The sequence below is a fragment of the Methanosarcina hadiensis genome (genome assembly GCF_046529725.1).
GTDB lineage: Archaea > Halobacteriota > Methanosarcinia > Methanosarcinales > Methanosarcinaceae > Methanosarcina > Methanosarcina hadiensis.
In genome coordinates this window covers 4,210,943-4,228,789 of sequence record NZ_CP136241.1, presented here as the reverse complement: position 1 = coordinate 4,228,789, position 17,847 = coordinate 4,210,943, and the positions used below count along the sequence as shown (strand labels likewise).

The window sequence follows — 17,847 nt, the reverse complement described above, 5'->3', positions numbered from 1 at the left end:
CAGTTCTGCATGCATTATTCAGGCGCGCTTTTCAGGGCTGTACGTCGAAGCTTCCCTGAATCTATTTATGAGGAAATCTTCCTCAAAGGAAGACAAAAACCAGCCAGCCTTGGGGCCGGAACTCTGTCCGAGAATTGAGGTGTAGATAGCCTTGAAAAGATCCTTTGGGTCTACCTGCGGAGATGGGGCATTTAACTTCTCTGCGACCAACCTGTTCAACTCGGAGCCTTCCTCTTTTGCAGAGTAAACAAGCATATGGTATTCTTCTCCGCTGATTTTGCCTTTTGATTCGATAAGGTCTGCAAATGCCCCGAGGAAAGCTTTCTGGAGTCCTGAAAGAGTTGCCACCTGTACGGGCACCTTTTCCTTTACGCTGAACTTTGCAAACGGGGGGGCATAGAGTTCAAGCCATTTTGAGACGTTATCCACAAGCTCCCTGATACATTTTTCATCCTCAGTTGAAAAGCCTGATCTCTTCACTATCTGCAGGATCTGCTCTAAATTTCCTCTGGCAACCTGGAAAATGGTTACCATTTGCTTGAAAGGAATTTCCGGGTGACAGATACCGGTAGCTCTGGAGAGCTCATAAATCCTTTTTTCAAAATCGCCAAGGTTAGGGTCATTATCACGGAACTTTTCCCTGAGCCTCTCGTATTCATCAACTATGGTGAGAAGAGGCTGCCCTGGATCGAACTGAATATGCTTTTCAGGTTTTGTGCGGATGATCAGGTAGCGCAGGACTTCCGGAGGCACAACTTCAAGCATATCCGTAATAGAGACAACAACTCCGGTGGAAGACGACATTGCCCCCTGTTTACCGAGCATTATCCATTCATAAACGATAGGGAAAGGAGGTTCGTGTCCATAGATTTCCCTGACTATCCGCTTTCCGGTATCGTATGAACCGCCTCTTGATGCGTGGTCTTTTCCGAAAGGCTCGACGGTTACCCCAAGCACAGCCCAGCGGGCAGGCCAGTCAACTCTCCATGTAAGCTTGCCCCCTCCTGCCATGGGAACCGTCCCTGAGTGCCCGCAGGCGCAGACATAATCTACGGTTTCGGCTTCCATGTCAAAACCGGTAACTTTTGTGGTAGTTATTTTTCCGCACTGGCTACAGCGGGGATTGAAAGGGCTCCATTCTTCAGCTACGGTTTTGCCTGAGACCTCTTCAAGGATTTTTGCAATCTCATCTCTTTTTGCAAGGGCGGTTTTTATCGCGTCGGTATACATTCCTGCCCTGTACATTTCGTCTGCCCTGTAAACTTCAGGGCTGATGCCCAGGCGCCCTAGGGCTTCAAGGAAAGGCCTCAGGAAATGCTCGGCATAGTTCGCACATTCCCCGCATGGGCATGGGACCTCGGAAATAGGTTTTCCCACATGTTCGGCATAGCTTTCGGGAAGGAAAGGATAGACCTTGCGCAGGGGGTCGAAATTGTCAGCAATATAGATAAAACGGGCATCTGCTCCCCTGTCGATGAGGGCTCTATAAGCAGCATCAGCAGTCACTACCTCTCTCATGTTTCCTATATGGATATGCCCTGAGGGAGTGATTCCTGTGGCAACAAGGTGTTTGCCACTTTTATTTAATACGTCTTCGGCTATGACGTCTGCCCAGTGAATTGTGTCAGCCATAGTTTTCACCAGAATATCGGGTAACTGTAGAATCGGATATGAAAACAGGAGATCAGGATCTGTTCATGCATATATCTACAGGTTGGGTTTCCTGCATAATTATCGTATCGGCTAATAAACTTTGGGCTGGGGTTTTCAAATTCCGGAGGCAGTCCTGTTTTTTGCCGCATCAGAATATGCAGGAAAAGAAAAAACGGAAAACGAAAGTGAGAAAAAGCAAACAAGATAGAATTATCTCAGGAAAAAAAGAAAAAAGAAAAAAAGTAATGGAGGTTCAAAGGCAAATCTTCAAAGGAGTCTGCAGAATTACGGAGATTTAAAATGGCACTTTACAGGCAAATCAAGTAAATTTGATTTGCTAATAATTAAAAGCACGTATAAATATATAAATTTATCGTATTGAGTCGATTACGTTCTTAAAAAAGCAAAAGTTGCAGAACAACCAGGGTGAAAACAACCCATGGGTGATTATAGATAGAAGGAACTCAGATATAAAAGTAAAAATGGAGATTAGAAAAAGCAAAACAAAAATAACTATAGAAAAATAAAAGTGTTTGAAATATAAAACCCCGCAGAAATAATAATTTTAAAGCCGGGCACAAGGAGAACTTTGTAAGAAACTGCCAGCTTAAATAAATCTTTAATTACCTTTGAAAGGTTCTATTTTTCAGAGAATCAATCGTCATCCTGTTCCCATTCTATAATCGTTCCAGTAACTGCATCGATATCATATTCATATTCTGTGTCACCACTGTAAAACTCGATTTCATATTCCAATCCGCCATCATCTCTGTGAAGTTCTACTTCAACAAAAGTGACATCAGTTTCTGTGATTCCGGCATGATCAAGAGAGATTTCCATTGCTCTTGTCATCGTAATAATCTCTGTGTCGATTGAATCGTCGGTAGATTCAGTGCTCCGCTCTATAACCGCTCCAGTGGTTGCATCGATATCATACTCATATTCTGTGTCACCACTGTAAAACTCGATTTCATATTCCAGTCTGTCATCATCCCTGTGAAGTTCTGCTTCAATAAAAATAACATCATTTTCTGCTAGTCCGGCATGATCAAGAGAGATTTCCATTGCTCTTGTCATTGTAATAATATCCGTGTTTGCAGGCTGTGCAGATGCAGATGGTACGACACCCAGCACTGCTGATAAAACAGTATCCTCTGCGTTTTCTGCACTATTATCTAATGAAGTTACAGTAAGCGCTAATACACTGACCATTAATATTGTGAAAAATATATTTTTCATAAGAAATCCCCCATAAATCTTTAATTACTATGTTATAAGTATCCTGGCTCCCTAGAAATTTTTATTTTGATTCAAATTGATTTACAATTTTCTTATGTTGTACAGGGTCATTTCAAGTTTTTTACTTAATTGCATAGCATTCTTGCTCCAGGCACTTTTTAAACTTTTTTTGGCAACATATGACGCTGTATCTGTCATATTCCGTTTATCATAGATGATTTTCATTGATAAATTGAATATTTGATACCATAGCATATTTTTGACTGATTTTCCATGCCGGTATTATATTTTATCTGTGTCTTGTAACATTGAAGGACGCTTTTAGAATATTTACGGAAATAAAGAGATCGTCTTCCGGGTAGAATAGTTTTAAAACTACAATCAGCAGTTTCATATTTACATGAAGATAATTTACCTGATGACAATAGGAATTGTTCTTCATGTTTATAGGAAAAAATAGGGAGTATTTTATGGCTTTCATTCTTTAAATTCTTTTAAGTTGAGTAATTTGCAGGATTTCTGTAAAAGCAGTATCTTAATATTCTAGGACTTACGCACTTGAGGATTAGAATCATGATCAATAGACCTTGCAGTTAAATCGTCTATTTAGACAGTTGAAGGTTTAGAGCTGTTGTTTTTCAGTTCAACCGCGTAAGTCCTATATTCCACTTAACTTCATTGAGATCCAGAAAGATATTCCTGATAGATCCAAAAATGGCTTAAAGAAAAAAATTTAGCCAAAAGCATTTAAAAAGAATTAAAAGCTCTACTGCTACATTTTAATAAAGTAGACAGGTAGAACCCTGATTCCTGGGTCCTATCTGTCTTCAACAGTTTATTTTTAATTAACTGTTTTTTAATTAACGATTTTTAACTTACCATTTTTTAATTAACGATTTTTTATTAACCGTTTTTTAATTAACTGTTTTTTAACTAACCGTTTTTTAATTAACGATTTTTTATTAACCGTTTTTATCTGGTCTGTTTCCTGAAGAGATTGCAGGAATTAATCTTAATATCGAGCAGTTTCTCGATATTCATTTTTGCAGCAATGCCTTTTGCAGCACCCGGGACTGAAGTGATTACACCAATATCGAGCTCCTCACGGAGTTCGCGCATAACGTGTTCATCAGCAAGGTCCCTGATTTCGACATTGAGCTTCTTTGCCACGTATTCTTTAGCTTCTTTGATCCTCATGTTCTTTGAGAACTGCATCCTTGCAACAAGGTCTCCTGCTGCTCTCATCCCTGTCATACCTGAAGCCATTATGTGGGAGATCGGCATACCCAATGGGTCGCCGACCCCGACCTATATGCCGTCTACGCCTGCAATCTCGACCATTGCTTTGCTTGCCCTTGTAACAGCATCAATCGGTGGAGTTTCAAGCATTGGGATTCCGCCGACACCCATACCCATGTCAACGTGACAGGGAATTGGAGACACTTCGACAGCTGCCTTCATGAAGGTAACTGCGCGTGCAAGGTTCCAGGCTGAGGTCTTGCTTGTGTTGGTATTGCATACAGGGCCGAAAACGTTTGCCCCTGCTTTTGCAATCAGAGGTGCCTGCTGGTGAGGCCAGAGTCCTGCAAGGGTGACTCCGTCATACTGGAGGTTACCGTGCATACCAAGTACGCATTCTCCTGCCATTCCTGCTTCTATGTACATGTCAGGGAACTCTTTCCTGAGAGCCTGGATTGCGTGCAGGGTTCCGTACATGTCAGCGTCGCCTGCAGCTGCAGTTGTGTCGAAGTTAACACCATCTGCGCCGGAAGCAAAGAGTTTCTGCATAACCCATACAGTGTCCCTTGTAAGGTGCTCGGCTGCGTGCTCCATCGATTCCCAGGCTTCCTGAATCTTGAAAGCCTTCATAAGGTCTCCGGGGTTCTCGAAAGGTCCGTCAGGGGTATAATACAATCCCATGTTCGGCATTGCGCCGTAAAAGAGCGGGATGATCATGTTCTGCTGGCACACTTCCATTGCCTGGCACTCGTTTGAAACAACTGGCTTCACAGGTTTGAAACTGTAGTCAATGTGACCGAGTTCCATTGTGTCAGCACCAAATGCCCTCTCGTGCATCATGCAGCCGACAAGGCGGCTGGAAGGAATGCCTACACCGCTGTTGCCCTGGTCGCCGTCAAGCCGGATAGTACCGATGTCATGAGTTACAGGCACTTCCATACCCTGCTCGACGCTTACAGATTTTCCTGGCATCATAAGGATTTCCGCAAGCTTGTCGAGTTCGCTGGCGCTAAGGGCAGGGATCTCACCAAGATCGGCAGCGTTTGCTGTTCCGGCTTCAATCTCCGCCATAATTTTTTCTTTGGTAAGGAAGATCCTCTTCCCGTCTCCCATTCTCAAAGCATATTCGGTTGCCATTTTTATCACCATTTATACTACTTATATTAGATCTGGAAGCTGTATTCTATTGGGGTTTAGAATTTGGACATGAAAGTCCTTGCCTGCCAGAGAGCAACTACTGCCAGGATAAGGATAAGGACCATCCACGTAATATCTCCGGCTGGTATGAAAGAATTTGCCCAGTAAGCGTTGTAAGCTTCCATTGCAGCTGCTGTTTGTACCATTTTTTTAACCTCCTTGAGATTATGCATACCTCATGCAGGCGTCGGAGCCCCGGACTTTTCCGAAATCGGTGATCACATATTTGTGCAGGAGGAAATCTTTTTTGTAGATTCCTGCCTCATCAACTTTCTGCTCGAGATCTTTCAGCATCCCTCCGGATACAAGTTCAATGATATCGAAGTTGATGCTGTCCCTGCCGTAGTTCCCATGCATATTGTACTCTTCCTGGATCTTTGAAACAACTTCATAGTTCCAGTACTCTTTTCCATCCAGGAAAAGCTCCAGAATTCTGAACTTAATAGGCCTGTTTCCCATCTTATTCACCTCTCAAAGTTTCAAGTGCACTTGCGTCTTCAGTGAACATAATGAAACTGCCAGCAATACAGAGAGTGCCGCCGACAAGAATTGTCCAGCTAGGGACATCCCCGAAGAAGAGGAAAATGAATATGATCGCACAGAACCCGTAAAGGTTTCCTATACCCTGACCTCTTCCAACCCCTATAAGCGGGAAAGATTTGTACCAGGTAACATAACAGAAACCAAATGTGATACCTGCAAAGATCAGGACCAGCAGGGTCAGAGGCTCAAAAGCCTGGAGTGCAAAGGAATACATAGGGAAACCAACGATTGCCAGAATAGGCACAATAATGATCCACCAGATAATGTTTTCTCCAAGGAAACGCAGTGTCAGGCCGGCATCCGGTTCTGCTATATCCAGACCTTTACCTGCGATAGCGCCTTCAATTCCCCAGCCGGCTGCAGCCATTAAACCTCCAAGGTAACCTATCCACTGGATGTTACCCGAAGAAAGCTCGGTCAGAAGTCCGCCACCGTAAATGGAAATGCCTCCGAGAACAATGACAGCGATACCCATTGCTGCTCTCTTTGAGATCTTTTCTCCATACCAGTAATAAGCAAGAATCGAGCCCACTACAGGATAAAGAAGACCGGCAACAGCTGCAAATGCTCCGCCTATAAAGCCCATAGCAATAAAAGAACCAAGAATTGCCATTGGACCTCCGAAGATTGAGGCAAGGAAGAACCATTTGGAACACGGATGGAATTCCTTAAGAGTTCGGGCAAGTTCTCCGTATTTGCCAAGCACTCCATTCCAGAGCATAAGAGCAAGCATAACTGTAAGCGCATTGAAAGCAGTAATCAGGACAGCGGTTACAACAAGGGATACACCGTCCCCGCGCATTTCTGCAATAACGCTGTACATTTCATCGAAAGGATTCAGCACCCAGACAACGGTTCCTGGGAGATACCAGATTCCCCAGAATACAGCACAGAAAAGGGCCCACATGTACCCTTTACTGATCTTTCTTTTACTTTCCTGTTTTTTTAAGGCTTTTAAATCCACGGAAAATCCCTCCATTTTTCAGAATCACTGTGAAATTCCCTCAGGGCATGAGTCCGTCTCAACCCTATTCCACAGCCTGAAAGCACAGTTTGCGAACCCTTTTCAGGGCATTTAATAACTCAGGGAACTATATTTACTTTAAAATTAAATTCCAACACTATAATTCCGGGGGACAATATTTATATTTATCTACAGTTTTTAATTGCCGTTTTTATTCGTTTTTAGCCCCATTAAATTGGAGTTTACAGGTATTCTGACAATTGCATAAATTTCCGTTTTAAAGACAATTGTCACTACCTTGAGTTGTGCCGGAGTGGAACCGAGAAGGCTTTTTGCTCAGTTTTTATGCTTACTGGATTCCCATGAGTTATAACCAGATCCGTAAATTATAATCGGATACAGGATTTTGTCTATGCCGTAAACTACAGGTTTCGCAGAAACTGTACAAAATAAAGTTTGGCAAAAAATGCATTTGATAAAATCTCCTGCATTTTCTGCTTATTGAGCCTTTAGAGTAAGGCTGCTTTTACCTTACTGACGACGTCGGTGGCACTTTCTCCGTAGATGTCTGCGCCGATCTTGTCAGCCCAGTCCTGGGTAACGGGTGCGCCTCCGACCATGGTCTTTACCTGACCGCGGATACCTGCTTCTTTCAGCTGTTCCTCGATCTGGATCTGGTTGACCATGGTTGTGGTCATAAGGGCGGAGGATGCGATTATTTGTGGTTTGATTTCTTTTGCCTTTTCAACGAAGGTCTTTATTGGGACATCTCTTCCGAGGTCCACGACTTTAAAACCTGCAATGTTCAGCATGGAGGCAACAATGTCCTTTCCGATAGAATGGATGTCACCTTCAATGGTCCCAATGACGATGGTCCCAAAGTTCTTGGTCTCGGACTTGCGCTTCTCCATTTCCGGCTTGATCACATCTATGCCTGCGTTCATTGCTTCTGCAGCTGCAAGCACGTGGGGGAGGAAGAGAGTACCCTGTTCGAACTGTGCTCCGACTTCTTCCATGCCTGCGGTAAAGCCCTTCTCAATGAGTTCTACGGGGTCGACCCCAGCAGCGAGAGCTTCTGCTGCAACTTCTGCTGCAAGTTCATCATCAAAATCTGTGATTGCGTCTTTTGCTTTTGCAATTAATGCTTCTTTGTTTGCCATTTTTAGATCTCCTGAATACTGGATAATTACATTCCTCTGAAAGCTTTGTCAGCCTTGTCCACGACAGCTTTCATGTCCTTGAGGATGTCTGCATCGATTGGTTTGACTTCGTGGTTCTTGAGGACGTCCACAACTTTTTCATGTGCGACTGTAGCAAGGTCCTTTGATCCGGCCGCTGCCCAGTCTCCAAACATGCGTCTGTCAATAAGCATAGGGTTGGATGGATAGTCCACAAGCTGCCTGGTCTGCTTAAGTGCGAGGAAGTTGTTTCCGATACCCACTTTCTGGATGGATTCTACTGCAAGGGTTTCTTCGGATACAGGAATTCCCTGCATGGCTTTCTTGACCATACTGAAGATATCGTTGTCAATTACGAGCTGTTCCATTGAGAAGGTCATTCCGAGCTCAAGCATTCCGGCCCCATAAATGGTGTTTGCACCAGAAAGGGCAGGCAGGAGGGTAGTCATGGTCTTTTCGTGGCCTGCCTGGTTGTCCGGAACCTTGGAGTCAGACTAGGAACCTGCCACGTAGGAGGGAAGGCCGTAGAACTGGGCAAGCTTTGCGACTGCAGCACTGATAAGACCGAGTTCAGGAGAACCGACAGGTGCAGTACCTTTCTTGAGGTCGAAGGTAGTTGTTGAGCTTCCGTACCAGACTTTTGCTCCTGGTACTGTAAGCTGAGCAAGAGTAATACCGGAGAGGACTTCGGCGTTGTGTGTTACGAGAGTTCCTGCAAGGTAAACAGGGGAAGATCCACCTGACATTGCCATACTCAGGACGTTTACAGGCATTCCGAAACGTGCACCTTTAATGATAACCTGGCAGGCATTGACACTGAGCTCAAGAGGGCTGGTCGGGCAGAGGAGCATGGAGAAAATTGGCTTTTTCCTTGCTTCTTCTTCATCGCCGCCGTAATATGCAGTTACAATGTCACGGTAGTACTCGACATTCTCGCCAACCGGGTCAATGTGGTGGAAGTGTTTTGAGGTGCTGGTGATAGGGGTAAAGGTCTCGTGGACATCCTGGGCACCCTGGCCTGCGATGTCTCGTGCAGATACCGGAAGGGAGAAGTAGTCAATGTTTTCTGCCCAGTCACAGAGTTTTGCAATATCTGCGATGTCCTGTTCAACGGAGTCAACGGTTACGTATTTGCCGTCCTGGTACTTGCAGACTTTCACACCGGTACCGAAACAGGTCCAGTGTACTTTTCCACCGCATTCCTGGACTGTGTTGTTCTTTTTGTCACGTCCCCAGAGAGTGAATCTGGATGGAGCGAGCTGAAGGGCTCTTCTTATAAGGTATTCAGGGATCTTTACAACATTTGTTTTTTCATCGACTTCACAGCCATTCTCTTTGAAGATCTGTCTTGCCTCGGGGTCAGAGACCTGGATACCGGGGTTCATCAGAACGTCCATTGTGGCGTAGTGAATCGCTTTAAGTTCATCAGTGGTAAAAAGGTTTAATTCTACACCGTTAAGTGCGTGGAATCCTGCAACTGCATTATTTTTTGCCATTTTTTTAACCTCCGAATAAGAATGATTTAAGCCAGCAGTTCTTTTGCTTTTGCAACGGCTTCACTTGCGTTTTCTGCATAACAGTCTGCACCGATCTTATCAGCCCATGCCTGGGTGGCAGGTGCTCCGCCAATCATGACCTTTACTTTACTCCTCATTCCTTCCTCTTTGAGAAGTTCAATAACTTCCCTCTGGCCCTGAAGGGTTGTGGTCATAAGAGCGGAAATTCCGATCATGTCAGCATTGACTTCTTTTGCCTTCTGGATAAAGTTCTTGATCGGGACATCACGGCCGATGTCATATACTTCAAAACCGGCAGACTGGAGCATTGTGGATACGATAGATTTGCCGATGTCATGGACATCGCCTTCTACGGTTCCATTCACAATAACGCCCATTTTTGAGCTTGCAGAGCCTTCAGGCATAAGATCCTTAAGGGCATTTACTCCTGCAGTCATAGCGTCGGCAGCCATCATTACATGGGGTAAGAAAAGTTTGCCTCTTTCAAAGCGGACCCCCACTTCATTCATGCCTGCTGCAAGTCCTTTTTCAATTATCTCGGATGGTTCAAGTTCTCCTTTTGCCTTTTCAACGGCAGCGAGTACAGCATCCTTCTTACAGGTGATTACTGCACCTGCTAGTTCCTGAAGCAGTTCTTCTTTGCTAATATTGCATCCTCCGTTTTAGTTGTTAAACTATGGAGACTTCTTAACCAATCACCATGATTAATCATGATGGTTTGGGATGCTAGCTCACGCTCTTCGAGTATGAGACGCATGAAAAGTAACTTATGATATCATGGGTGGGAAACCAGGATTACCACAAGCAAAACTGCAAAATCATGAATTCTTCATGATTGCTTACTGGGGTTCATGAGATTTAGCAGAGGGAACGTTTTTGGTGCCATTTTAAATCCCGTCTGTTACTCATCTTCACAGATGTCTCCAGTATTAACTGCTCTTTACTGGTATAAATATTTTGTTGGAAAAGAGAGGAGAAAATCAATGGTTCTATATATAGTTTTTGGTTTTAAGTTTTTGAGTGAAGTATTTAGAGAAAAATTGAGGGAAAGGATAAAAAAATATAAATATCAAATGCTAAAGTTGGCTCTTTTGAAGCGAATGAAAAGGAAAAAAAATGCCGTATCATTTTAAGAGATTAAAGGGACTGGAACAAATATAACTTTCGCCCCAAAAAAAGTATGTAATAATAACTGGGGCGGCTGAAGCTGTTTTTCATATAAAGTTCAAAACATGGATCAGATTTCGGATTAAGAATTTCTTTTTTTAAACATCATTTTTTCATTTTCCCTTAGTTTGAATAAAACTGAAATAAAAAACAGGACGAAAACGAAAAGAATATATACTAGATTTTTTGCCGGGACAGAATTTTGTGCAATTTACTTATGATAAAGAAAAAATTGCTGTTGCAATCAACTGCGGGCCAGAAATGTAAAAGGTATAAAAATAATATAAGAGAGGTCAAGAGATATTTTTAACATGCAATTATATGAAAATACTGAGAAGAAAGAGAAAAGTAAAAGGAGATAGCGGATTTAGTTCTGGAGTTCAGGTTCTTTGTAACCAGAAATACATGAACTGTAAGCCCTGTTTACGAGCTCGATCATCTTCCTGTCTTCCCTTTCAATCTTTGCTCCGCAAGCCAGGGCGAGATATTCAGCCAGATCAAATATCTTTATTTTTTCATTCTTTCCGGCTTCTGTCAGGTTCTGCATACAGCCCCCGCAGTTTGTTACTATCACGTCACAGCCCAGTTCTTCGGCAGCCCTGAAACGGTCAGAAGCCACAGAAATAGATTCGGAAGGATAATTTACCCTGACTCCTCCTCCGAAGCCGCAGCAAGCCGAACATTCAGGAGTTTTATTTGCAAGCTCGGTGCCAGGAATATTTTCGAGCACATTCCTCGCTTCCCTGTAAACTCCCATACTCCGGGTCAGATGGCAGGGGTCATGGTAAAAGACCTTCCTGTGATTAAGAGCAGGTTCTGGACTAATTTTACCTTCCTCCAGAAGCCGGTCAAGATATTGCGAGACCTGAAGAACCTCAAAGTCCAGTTTCCCAAACATGCGCGGATAGATATCCTTAAAAGCTTTGAAACATCCCGGGCAGGCAGTAACCAGGATTTTCGCCCCTCTTCTCCTGATTTCATCAATATTTTGCTGCCCATGCCTGCGGATGGGACCCTGGTCTCCTGAGCCGGCTGAAACAGCCCCGCAGCAGTATTGAAGCCCGCTCAAAACAGTATAATCAACCCCTGCCTTGTCCAGCAGGGCGACAGTAGCCTGAGCCATCACTCTATTGATATAGGTGCCAGCGCAGCCAGGGAAATACACTACAGACCCAAACCTGTCCGGGCATTCAGGAGCTCCATCCATTTCAGCAATTTTTTTGAAGATATTGTTTTCAGCTTCAGGGTCCACCATAGTCTGCCGGTCAGAAAGTCCATTTTCATTTACCCATTTCTGCCGGGCAGAGGAGATGAGAGGCTTGATCCCCAGATCCTCAGGGCAGGCAGAGATACAGAGCCCGCAGGTAAGACAGCGGAGCAAGTATTCTTGATCGATACCTGAAGACCCCTCAAGATAACCGCAAAGTCCGTCAAGTAAATCCAGGTCTTCATACCGTGGGCAGATATCGAGACATTGACCGCACCGTGTACATTTTTCCCTGTATTCTTGTACTATGCTCATATTTTAACTCCATATCATTTTAAACTCATGCGGCTTTATTCTTATAGTGGCCCTTAAACTTTCTCCTGGAAAATTCTATTCCAGCAGAGTGTTTAATAAGATACCCAAAGAGACATTTAACCAGGGAAGCTGCCCTTAAAAGGAAAAAGGAATAACCGCCGGATCTGAATCCGCGGAGTCCAGGTGTCTTTAGAAGAAAGAAAATCAAAGTATCCGAATGTTAAAAAACAGGACAAAAAGCCCTTAATTTTATCTGCCCCTTCAGTATCTCCCCTCCAGGCATTTCCGTACGCTTGGATATGGCCCTTTGTGCGTCCTGCTGGAGTCTTACGGCATTCCATAAGATCTGGCTGACACAATTGATCGCTCTGGCTGCCTTCATATTCAGTTTTACTGGCAGTGAGAAGGCGAGCTACTTACAATTCAGTGTATTTCGGAGGTCTTGAAGAGTTATGAACCTGTGGTTATTATTACTCGGTTTCATTCTGGTCATATGGATACTCATCGAAGCGCTATGGACTGCTCTGTGGATAGACGGAAACTCCGCGCCTTTTACTTCTCGTCTGACAACCTGGATCTGGAAGACCTTCCGGCTGGTTGACCGCTCAAATCACCATCGGTTTTTAAGTTTATCCGGCCCTTTGACATTATTCATTACGGTTGTTATCTGGGTCCTCTTGCTCGGGTTAGGATGGACATTAATGTTTCAGGCTGATCCCGGTTCTCTTGTGAATCCAAAGGATAACACAGCACCTGATTTTGCCGGAGTAATCTGGTATGTCGCCTACACTATGTTTACGGTAGGAAACGGAGATTTTTCACCCCAGGGCTTTTTATGGCAGCTCATCAGTAGCTTTGTAGGCTTTACAGGCATGTCCATTGTAACCCTGTCAATCACATATATATTGCAGGTGCTTTCTGCAGTAGTAAATAAACGAACATTTGCCGCCGAGGTTCTCAGCATCGGCAAAAGCGCAGAAGAAATGCTGCTTGCCCAATGGGACGGTAAAGGATTCGGGCAGATTGAATTACAGCTAAACACCTGGTCTTCGCAGCTTTCAAAGTTAACCGAGCAAACACTGTCTTACCCTATTTTGCACTATTATCACGCAGCCAGAGGAGAAAAATCAAGTGCTGTGGCACTGGCTGTTTTAGATGACGCTTTGAGTATGATTGCCTGTGGCATCCGGAAGGAATGCCAGCCAGCCCCTACTATCCTGCTGGCAGCGCGCCAATCTGTTAGAGGCCACCTGGATACTCTGGAAACGGCATTTATTAAACCTGCAAATTCAATTCCCGCCTCTCCGGACTTATCACGGTTGAGAGAAGCAGGCATTCCGGTGGTTGATGAAAAGGAATTTAATCATAACATTAATCAGTTACAGGACCGGCGAAAGCTGCTGCTGGGCATGATCCAGAACGCGGCATGGCACTGGCCACCATTAAAAGAGGATGGGCAATCATGAGCCAGGTAAATTTCTTCTGGAATGGATGGGAACCGATAGCGCGTATTCTTGTGGTAGGCACGCTAGCCTATATCAGCATTATTTTTATCCTGCGAGCAACTGGCAAAAGAACTCTGGTAAGCATGAATGCTTTTGATTTCATTGTTACCGTGGCAATAGGGGCGGCGTTTGGGAGGATATTAACAGCCAGGCAGGTCGTAGTTGCCGAAGCAGTCACTGCTTTTATGTTGCTGGCAGTGCTCCAGTATATCGTTTCCTGGATTGAAGTTCGCTGGCCTGCTTTTGCGAATTTAATAATCGCTCAGCCCACCCTGCTTTTCTATGAAGGCCGCTTTCTGGAAAAGGCTATGAGAAAACAGCGTATTCGACAGGAAGATATCCTGGCAGCAGTCAGGAAAAAACGGATAAGCAGCCTTTCTCAGGTAGAGGCAATTATTCTCGAATCGGACGGGACACTGGCAGTAGTGAAAAAATCCGAATCTACTGATGATTCCGCCCTGGAGAGGTTAAAAGAGCAAATTAGATAAGTATAGATTACCGGCAGGAAAAATTTCTGCAATAGATTTCCGAGTACCGTTGCCTCATGACTCGGATGCTTCCCCGAGCTTGTTATAAGCTCTATTTCCGCCAGCTTGTCCCTATTTATCTCATTACTGACCTTTATCACATTTTTCTCTATCTTTTCACTATACTCATATTTTAACTCCATATCATTTTAAACTCATGCGGCTTTATTCTTATAACGATCCTTAAAACCTCTTTCTGAGGAATTCCATGCCTGCAGATCATTGAATCAGAAAAAGTAACTCTTCAAAATAAAAGTCTCTCTCAATGGAACCCGGAAACCTGATTCCAGAAGTTTTCTAAAAGAAGATACGACTATATCCAAAGATGTAATATCAATAACCAGATAAAGGAAGGGATTAAAATATTCGAGGATTTAAAAAACAGCGCAAGAAAACTGGTAATTCCGTTTGCCCGCTCAATACCCCTCTCTCCAAACACCCTTACCCTACTGGGTTTTGTAGTAAGTGTGGCTGCCGGGGCTGCATTTGTACTGGGCAAGCCTTTTGAAGGAGGCCTCCTGATCCTCTTCAGCGGAGTTTTCGATATCCTTGACGGAGGAGTTGCAAGAGCAAAGGGGAAGATCACCCCTTTCGGAGGAGTACTGGACTCCGTGTGTGACCGCTATTCCGACGGACTGATATTTCTCGGGATAATGGCAGGAGCAATAAACGGGAGGCTTGTAATCCCCCCAATCATAGGTATTGAGGGATGGCTCTGGTCAGGATATGCCCTTATAGGCTCTTTTCTCGTAAGTTACACACGCGCCCGAGCAGAATCTGCAGGTTGCAGAAAGCTGTCAGTTGGAATTGCCGAAAGAACGGAAAGGATGCTTATCCTGGCTTTTGGAGCCCTCTCTGGATTCCTTGGCTGGGCACTTGTTTTGATAGCGGTATTTTCACATATCACCATGGTCCAGAGAGTTCTGCGGGCAAAAAGCATACTGAACAACCCCTCTGAACCAGGTATTCAGAAACCGTAACAAGGGAATCACAGGAATCTGGTCAAAGAATATGGATCAAGAGTTATAAAAGTAATAAAGACAAAATATGGATCGTTCACTACCGATACTCATTTATACTACATGTTTAATTACAGTAGTTGGTTGATGGCAAGCAGGGCAAAAACCTTTGTCATCCGGTAAAATAAATCTACTCTGCGGGGCCGTAGGGTAGCTTGGTCCATCCTGCAAGACTGGGGGTCTTGCGACTTGAGTTCGAATCTCAACGGCCCCACCAGAATTCATTCGGCTTTTGATTTTTGCATGTTTTCTGTGGCTCTTAAAATCGTCTATTCTGCCGTTCCAAACTATTTTCATCATAACTTCTATTTTTCAAATGTAAATCCTGTTTTCAAATGTAAATCCTATTTTCAAGCGTATAATCCTATTTTCAAGCGTATAATCCTATTTTCAAGCGTATAATCCTATTTTCAAGTGTAAATCCTGTTTGAAAAGCATGTGGGCCTTCCAGAAATCCGAAAGAAAAACTGAAAATATGAGTTAGAGCAGTTTAGATTTCCAGGAATATCAGGAGTAGCGTAACCTGAGAAGAGATAGCAAATCTTTTTTATAATGTAAACACTGTTTACATACAGGGTTAGTATGAGGCTTCACTGGATTGATGCATTAAAAGGAATCGGGATTATGCTTGTGGTGTTTGCGCATCACAGTTTGCCGGCAGCGCTTGATACTTACATATTTTCATTTCACATGCCGCTTTTCTTTTTTATTTCCGGATTTTTGTTTGACTTCGGAAAATATGCAGGATCGGCTGCAAACTTTATCAAAGGGAGATTCAGGTCTCTTATCGTGCCTTATTTTGCTTTTGCTGCCCTTACCTGTCTGTTTTATTTTTTACTGGATACAGGATTTCAACCAGGAGTCCCAAATATTAAATTTTTTGAACATATCATACTTCTTGAAAACAGCATACTTCATGGAATCTATCATATCTTTTACGCATTGGGTCCGATGATATCTTATAATCCGCCTCTCTGGTTCCTGACCTGCCTGTTTGTAACCGAACTCCTTTTTTACGGGCTTGCGAAAAAGTACTATGGAGAGCCGAAAAAACTTGTACTATGGATTACTGCAGCCGGAGTAATTGGTTATCTTTATTCTGTCTACGTGCCTTTCAGAATACCCTGGAATGTTGACGTAGCTCTTGCTGCAATAGTCTTTTATGGAGCTGGAAATCTGTTCAAGATACTTACAGAGCCTGAAACAGAATTGAAAGCAGATCCCAGACTGAAATCAGACTCAGAGATTACAGAAAGATTCTCAAAAGTTGAGAAGTATTTACCTGTTTTTGCGATTCTATTGAGCTTTCTATACCTGGGATACCTGCTGAAGTTTCCAGTAGACGACAAAGTTAACATGAATGTTCTGAAATATGGTAGCTTCTTTTCATTTTACATTCTTGCTTTTTCCGGAATATTTACATTTGTCTACCTTTTTAAAAAAATAGGGAGTTCAAAGGTATTCGAGTACTACGGAAGAAACAGCCTGATTGTACTTGCTCTTCATTTCCCCCTGAAGGATGTCCTGACAAAATTAGCTGCTCTCAGTTTCGGAGGCGAGTTTGAATCTTTCTATTACAATACCGCTTTTGCCCTGAGCTTAACGATTATTAACCTTCTCTTACTGGTACCCGTGATTTTCCTGATCAACAATTATTTTCCCTTCCTGCTGGGAAAAAAGAAAAATTCTACTGAATCTAAGAGATTAAGGATTTGTTCCAGAAAACCTGTGAATTAGTTATAACCTGTGGCCCAGTTTTGACCTGTTACTCAAAGCAATAATAAGACAATAACATGAGAGCCATTCTGGCAGCAAAATCAAAGAAAATCTTTAGAATTTTCAGGCTCAAATTTCCCAAAAGATTTAAAGGATTAAAGTGAGTTATAAGATACGAAATATATAATTAAAATCAGTTACCTTCTTTAATTAGTTACCTTCTCTAATTAGTTATTTTCATTATCTTCTCTCTCCTTTTCCCGCTCATACCTTTCTTTAATTTTCTCAATCATCTCCTCATTAGCCTCGATAACGAAAGCTCCGACATATCCGCACACCTTACAGTGGTAGACAGCACCTGCATACCCGCCAACCTCATAGTAGATATCCGAACTCCCGCAGACAGGACAGACTTCAACTAATTTTTCCCTGCTCAGGATAATTCCCTCCTTTGATAAGGCTTACAATATCGAATTGTTAAATTATATATAAGAAGCATGATTCAAGATAAAGGCATAGTATTTGTAACTGATATTCAAACAAATACTGCAACTAATGTTCAAACAAATACTGCAACCAATGTTCAAACAAATACTGCAACCAATGTTCAAACAAATACTGCAACCAATGTTCAAACAGAAACTGCGACTGGAATTCAAGCAGCTGCTCAAACTGATACTCAAACAGATACCATTTAATATTCAACTGATGCTCAAATGATATCATTAAATTCTATTCAAACTGGATAAGAGAAAAAACCGGGTTGGACAACTGGGGCTGATCAAACGATATCACCGACACTTATCCATTCTTTCCATTTAAAACTAAAAGCCCATTCCTGATTCAAACGCTAATTTCAAG

At 43.1% G+C, this 17,847-nt stretch carries 14 protein-coding genes, 1 tRNA gene and 2 pseudogenes; 7 read left to right on the top strand and 10 right to left on the bottom strand.

Annotation, left to right across the window (positions count from 1 at the left end; translation table 11 throughout):
- Positions 1-18: 18 nt before the first annotated feature.
- The 9 genes and pseudogenes from lysS to mtbC all read right to left on the bottom strand — a co-directional run bounded on the left by lysS (position 19) and on the right by mtbC (position 10,177).
- A complete protein-coding gene (gene lysS, locus RSJ42_RS18135; protein WP_410508613.1) occupies positions 19-1,632 on the bottom strand; it encodes a lysine--tRNA ligase in 1,614 nt (537 codons plus the stop codon).
- Between the two features lie 675 nt (positions 1,633-2,307).
- On the bottom strand, positions 2,308-2,865 hold the full coding sequence (locus RSJ42_RS18130; protein ID WP_410508612.1) for a PepSY domain-containing protein: 558 nt from the start codon (positions 2,863-2,865) through the stop codon (positions 2,308-2,310).
- A gap of 999 nt (positions 2,866-3,864) precedes the next feature.
- Positions 3,865-5,268: pseudogene (gene mtbB, locus RSJ42_RS18125) on the bottom strand ([dimethylamine--corrinoid protein] Co-methyltransferase).
- 56 nt (positions 5,269-5,324) lie between these two features.
- On the bottom strand, positions 5,325-5,474 hold the full coding sequence (locus tag RSJ42_RS18120) for a hypothetical protein (RefSeq protein WP_410508611.1): 150 nt from the start codon (positions 5,472-5,474) through the stop codon (positions 5,325-5,327).
- Positions 5,475-5,493: 19 nt separating this feature from the next.
- A complete protein-coding gene (locus tag RSJ42_RS18115; protein WP_410508610.1) occupies positions 5,494-5,787 on the bottom strand; it encodes a hypothetical protein in 294 nt (97 codons plus the stop codon).
- A 1-nt stretch (position 5,788) separates the two neighbouring features.
- Positions 5,789-6,850: a DMT family transporter gene (locus RSJ42_RS18110; RefSeq protein WP_410508609.1), complete on the bottom strand. Its 1,062-nt coding sequence runs from the start codon at positions 6,848-6,850 to the stop codon at positions 5,789-5,791.
- A 494-nt stretch (positions 6,851-7,344) separates the two neighbouring features.
- On the bottom strand, positions 7,345-7,995 hold the full coding sequence (locus RSJ42_RS18105) for a methyltransferase cognate corrinoid protein (protein ID WP_410508608.1): 651 nt from the start codon (positions 7,993-7,995) through the stop codon (positions 7,345-7,347).
- Between the two features lie 26 nt (positions 7,996-8,021).
- A pseudogene (gene mttB / locus RSJ42_RS18100) lies at positions 8,022-9,509 on the bottom strand ([trimethylamine--corrinoid protein] Co-methyltransferase).
- 26 nt (positions 9,510-9,535) lie between these two features.
- Positions 9,536-10,177, bottom strand: a complete 642-nt coding sequence (gene mtbC, locus RSJ42_RS18095) for a dimethylamine corrinoid protein MtbC (protein ID WP_410510423.1) — start codon at positions 10,175-10,177, stop codon at positions 9,536-9,538.
- A gap of 204 nt (positions 10,178-10,381) precedes the next feature.
- Between mtbC and RSJ42_RS18090 the strand changes: the two genes are divergently transcribed.
- Positions 10,382-10,663, top strand: coding sequence for a hypothetical protein (locus RSJ42_RS18090; protein WP_410508607.1), 282 nt, complete (start codon positions 10,382-10,384; stop codon positions 10,661-10,663).
- Positions 10,664-11,064: 401 nt separating this feature from the next.
- Here the strand turns inward: RSJ42_RS18090 and RSJ42_RS18085 are convergent, their stop codons facing one another.
- Positions 11,065-12,219, bottom strand: a complete 1,155-nt coding sequence (locus RSJ42_RS18085) for a (Fe-S)-binding protein (protein WP_410508606.1) — start codon at positions 12,217-12,219, stop codon at positions 11,065-11,067.
- 452 nt (positions 12,220-12,671) lie between these two features.
- Between RSJ42_RS18085 and RSJ42_RS18080 the strand changes: the two genes are divergently transcribed.
- The 6 genes from RSJ42_RS18080 to RSJ42_RS18055 all read left to right on the top strand — a co-directional run bounded on the left by RSJ42_RS18080 (position 12,672) and on the right by RSJ42_RS18055 (position 17,684).
- On the top strand, positions 12,672-13,685 hold the full coding sequence (locus tag RSJ42_RS18080) for a potassium channel family protein (RefSeq protein WP_410508605.1): 1,014 nt from the start codon (positions 12,672-12,674) through the stop codon (positions 13,683-13,685).
- Positions 13,646-14,212 carry a DUF421 domain-containing protein gene (locus tag RSJ42_RS18075; RefSeq protein WP_410508604.1) on the top strand — a complete coding sequence of 189 codons (567 nt, stop codon included), beginning with the start codon at positions 13,646-13,648 and terminating at the stop codon, positions 14,210-14,212. The genes RSJ42_RS18080 and RSJ42_RS18075 overlap by 40 nt, the downstream gene beginning before the upstream one ends.
- Before the next feature lie 506 nt (positions 14,213-14,718).
- Positions 14,719-15,231 (top strand): CDP-alcohol phosphatidyltransferase family protein, encoded by a 513-nt coding sequence (locus RSJ42_RS18070; RefSeq protein WP_410508603.1) that lies wholly within the window; start codon positions 14,719-14,721, stop codon positions 15,229-15,231.
- Between the two features lie 178 nt (positions 15,232-15,409).
- Positions 15,410-15,487, top strand: a tRNA-Pro gene (locus RSJ42_RS18065).
- Between the two features lie 365 nt (positions 15,488-15,852).
- Positions 15,853-17,007 (top strand): acyltransferase family protein, encoded by a 1,155-nt coding sequence (locus RSJ42_RS18060; RefSeq protein WP_410508602.1) that lies wholly within the window; start codon positions 15,853-15,855, stop codon positions 17,005-17,007.
- Between the two features lie 476 nt (positions 17,008-17,483).
- A complete protein-coding gene (locus RSJ42_RS18055; RefSeq protein WP_410508601.1) occupies positions 17,484-17,684 on the top strand; it encodes a hypothetical protein in 201 nt (66 codons plus the stop codon).
- Positions 17,685-17,847: the final 163 nt, after the last annotated feature.